Source organism: Leucobacter soli (assembly GCF_042659205.1).
In the GTDB taxonomy this organism is placed as follows: Bacteria; Actinomycetota; Actinomycetes; order Actinomycetales; family Microbacteriaceae; genus Leucobacter; species Leucobacter soli.
In genome coordinates this window covers 1-1,733 of sequence record NZ_JBHSRW010000340.1, presented here as the reverse complement: position 1 = coordinate 1,733, position 1,733 = coordinate 1, and the positions used below count along the sequence as shown (strand labels likewise).

The window sequence follows — 1,733 nt, the reverse complement described above, 5'->3', positions numbered from 1 at the left end:
GGACGCCGGTGGGCAGCAGCACTACCGCGGCGAAGCACCGCAACTGCCGCCGCAGCCGCGGCCGCGCGCGGCGAATCCGCGTCTGGGCGACCGCATCGTCACCATCGTGCTGCTCGCCATCGGGGCGCTCGGCGCCCTGTACTCCGCGGCCTCGTTGCAGCAGCTGCCGAACAGTCTCGCCCTCCTCGGCGATGCGCTCGCGATCGAGGGCTTCGTCGTTCCGGCCGCGGTGAGCACCCTCGGAACGGTCGGTGCGCTGATCGTCCTCGCCGTCTACGCGATCGCGCTCATCTACTCGATCCAGCGCATGCGGCACCGCAAGCTCGCGTTCTGGGTGCCGCTCGCCGCCGCGGCGATCGCGTTCATCGTCGTATTCGCGTTCACGGCCTTCGCGTTGAACCAGGCGCCCGAGCTGATCCAGGTGCTCTCCGATCCCTCCGCCACGGCGAAGCTGATCGATTACCTCTCGGGGATGAGCAGCTCCACACCGTAGATGCGGCGCGCGCCGGAGGCCGCTGCGGCCCCCGGCGGGGTGACGATACGCTGTGAGTCATGACTTCAGCGTCGAGTTCGTCTGCACCCGGGGATGCGGACCGGACCCCGCGACTGCCGCGCGGTCTGATCGCTCGCTACGCCACGGGCTCGCTCGGTACGGGCGGCTTCGGCACGCTCCCCGGCCTGGTGCTCGTCTACTACCTGACCGATTCCCTGGGCGTCACGGCGATCGTCGCCGGGCTGGTCGTCACCCTCGCGAAGGTGTGGGACGTGCTGATCGACCCGATCATCGGCGGACTCAGCGACCGCGCCCTCGCGCTGAACGGGACTCGCCGCGGGCCCATGCTGATCGGCGCCATCGGGCTCCCGATCGCCTTCATCCTCACCTTCGCCGTGCCGACGGGGCTGACACCGGCCGCATCCGCGATCTGGGTGCTCGTCGCGTTCGTCGCCGCGGCGACCTTCTTCAGCCTGTTCCAGGTGCCGTACATCGCCCTCCCCGCCGAATTGACGAGCGGCTACCGGGAGCGCACCCGGCTGCTCACCTGGCGCGTCGTCGTGCTGACGCTCGCGATCCTGATCTTCGGAGCAGGTGGCCCCGAGATCCGCGGCATGTTCCCCGACGACTCCGCGCTCGGCTACCTCGTGATGGCGATCGCGGCGGCGCTGCTGCTGTGCACCGGCCTGGTCATCGGAGCGTCGGTGGCGCCTCGCCAGGCCCCGCTGCCCGCGTCGACCAGGGATCAGGCACCGCGCCCCGGGCCGCTCTCGGTGCGCCACTACCGGGAGGGCTTCGCCGCGCTTCGCGACAGCCAGCCGTTCCGCGCACTGCTCGGCACGTTCATGCTGCAGGGGCTCGCGACCGGGCTCATGCTCGCGGGCGCGCAGTTCGTCGCCGCCTGGGTGCTGCGTGACGAACGCGCGGTCACCGCGCTGTTCCTCGCGCTGATCGCGCCGGCGCTGCTCGTCACCCCGATCTGGCGGATCGTCGCCGACCGCATCGGCAAGGAGCGGGCGTACCGCCTGGCGACGCTCCTCTTCCTCATCGCCACGGTACTGCTCGTCGCCATGCTCTGGTCCCCCGGGTGGTGGGTGGTCGCCCCGGTCGCCCTCGCCGGGGCCGCCTACGCCGGCCTGCAGGCGCTGCCGCTGGCCATGCTGCCGGACGTGATCAGCCACGACGCAGCGGGCGGCGCACGAGAACGCGTTGCTCCCGCTGGGCCGGAGGCCGACACAGA

At 71.5% G+C, this 1,733-nt stretch carries 2 protein-coding genes; both read left to right on the top strand.

The window, feature by feature from the left end; translation table 11 throughout:
- On the top strand, positions 1 to 493 hold a 493-nt coding region (locus ACFPZL_RS12890; RefSeq protein WP_382335764.1), incomplete at its 5' end, for a DUF6264 family protein.
- A 59-nt stretch (positions 494 to 552) separates the two neighbouring features.
- Positions 553 to 1,733: MFS transporter (locus tag ACFPZL_RS12885; RefSeq protein ID WP_382335762.1), on the top strand; the 1,181-nt coding region annotated here is incomplete at its 3' end.